The following is a 2,319-nucleotide window of genomic DNA, read 5'->3' as shown; positions in this document are numbered from 1 at the left end:
GAGGCTACACCTGATAAGAATAGGCTGTCTACCGATACGCTGACTTACTCGGACATTGAGAATCATGCCGATTACAGCGCCAGCAGCGTTGGGGTTAGTGTCAATACTTCCAAAGATGCAAAAAATAATGAGTATGGAATTACTCCTAATATTGGCGTTCCCGTTAGTGGTGATGCCAGTAGTACTACTAAATCAGCTATTTCGCCAGGTACTATTGAAGTGAGGAGTAATCCTAACCAAGATATTTCTAACCTAAGTCGTGATACCACAAATGCAGTTAATACATTAGATAAGATATTTGATAAAAAAAGTGTTCAGGAGAAACAAGAACTATCGAAACTATTTGGAGAACTAGCTTACGAGGAAGTTCATAAAATCTCTGATAGAGCTAAAGATGCTGCACAAAGAGAATTGGATAAAGCTAAAGAAGATAAGAACTCTACACCAGAGCAACTTGCGGCATTACAAGCCAAAGTAGATTCTTGGGATGTAGGTGGGGCTAATAAAATAGCACTTCATGCTTTAGTGGGCGGAATCATGTCCGAACTAGGTGGAAGTGATTTCATGTCAGGAGCAGCAGGAGCAGGTTTTAATCAAGCAATACAGAAAGAGTTAAAAGATCACTTTGAAAATCAACCTGACATGTGGCAATGGGCGAGTGCTCTTGTTGGAGCAACTGCAGCGAAAGTTGTTGGTGGTGATGAACAAACAGGTGCTTCTACGGCAACAAGTGCAACTAAAAATAATGATAATGGATGGAGTACATATCGAGATACTCAACGGATGCGTAAGCTAGAAAATACTACAGGAGAAACGATTAGGAATTTAATTGATGCAGGTATTATCGGAGATCCTCGAACAATGCAGTGCGATTATGCATATTTTGAGTTAAGTATTGGATTAGGTAAATTTGCAAGCGGTGCAGGTGGCTTTATGGTGGATAAGCAAGGAACCGTGTATGTAATCGTAGATGCTAGTGCTGGCGTGGGAGTCGCTCCACCTCTTACAGGAACAGTTGGAATGGGATATGTTGGGAATATTAGTGATGCAGATAGAGCTGATTTATCAAATGCTTTAGCTGGTTTATCTGCTGGTATTACTAGCGTAGCCGGAATCGGAGGAAATATATCTGCAGGTATTCCTAGTGTTGCACTTACTGGAGAAATACAGGCAAGTTTAGGTATAGGGAAAAGTGCCGGAGTAAGGTATGCAATACCAATATTTAATATTCCAAAGTAGAGAAGGTGCTAATTTGTCTCAAATAGATTTCGGTTTTACTAAATTTTTTGGAAGAATCATCTTGGTGGTTTTTATTGGTTTAGTGGCCTTAACAGGAGGAATTTGCATCTTTGATTCCCAAGGTATTCAAAGAAGAGAGAATGGATTAATTTCAGAATTTCAAGCTATAACACATCCGAAGGAAACTCAACAATTGGATTTTAATCTCCGACATAAAATTGTAAGACGATGGATCGATGCCGAATATAGGTATAAACTCAGTTCTACAGAACTAGAAAGTTATTATGATCAAGAATTGTTAAAAAAGGGATGGATAAAGGAACCGATCAATGAAAAAGGAGATGAACAGTTTCGATATTTTAAATATAAGAAAGGAGACTACGAAATAATTTTTAGACCCTATAAAGATATTTGGATTATTCAAGTATATCTGAGAGATTTTTATGATAAGTTAGGATAAATTAATCAGAGAAAAGAGAGGTTAGTAGATGTAAAATCCTCTGACCTCTCTTTCATCTCAGTGCGTTCTAGCCATATTAAATTGTTATGTATGTTTACCTATAAGTAATAATAAAAAAGTTACTCAGGGTGAAATCTAAAATGACTGAGACTTATTTCCTCCACAAAACGGACAATTACCCCATAATCATTACCAGCGCAGTTCCCACAATAAATTTTGCTATAATTCTTTATATTTCATCAATGCTCCCAGAAGATATTGGAGGCGGTTCTCTTGATCTGTAATTTATAGATGTTAAAAGAAATTTAGAGTTGTAAGTTTAGATAGTCACTAGTTGGTGCTAGCAAAGAAAAGGCACGAGCAAATAAAGAGAGATTTCTAATCGATAATGGGTTAGAAATCTCTCTTTATTTTTGTCAGATTTTACAGAAATGTAGCATATAAAAATTGGAAATTCCTTTGAAATCCAAAAGGTTCGAGAAATATTCTGGAGAAATATAACAGTATATAGTATATTTTACATTCTTGAGTATCTATGCAATATTAGTCACATAAGGGTGATATCCTCAACTTCCGGGAATCGACAGATTTTTACGGAGCGGTGCTGCGGTGAACTTGCA

General features: G+C 36.8%; 1 protein-coding gene and 1 pseudogene. Both read left to right on the top strand.

Features of this window, described 5'->3' with window-relative positions; translation table 11 throughout:
* Window positions 1-1,239, top strand: a pseudogene (locus BMW43_RS21310) (hypothetical protein); the annotation flags it as partial.
* Window positions 1,240-1,252: 13 nt separating this feature from the next.
* The gene (locus tag BMW43_RS20815) at window positions 1,253-1,699 is read left to right on the top strand and encodes a hypothetical protein (RefSeq protein ID WP_177173709.1); all 447 of its coding nucleotides are present in this window, start codon (window positions 1,253-1,255) and stop codon (window positions 1,697-1,699) included.
* Window positions 1,700-2,319: the final 620 nt, after the last annotated feature.

It is taken from the genome of Propionispora vibrioides (genome assembly GCF_900110485.1).
GTDB lineage: Bacteria > Bacillota > Negativicutes > Propionisporales > Propionisporaceae > Propionispora > Propionispora vibrioides.
Note: the sequence above shows the minus strand (reverse complement) of the source record. Positions and strands in the feature narration are given on the sequence as shown.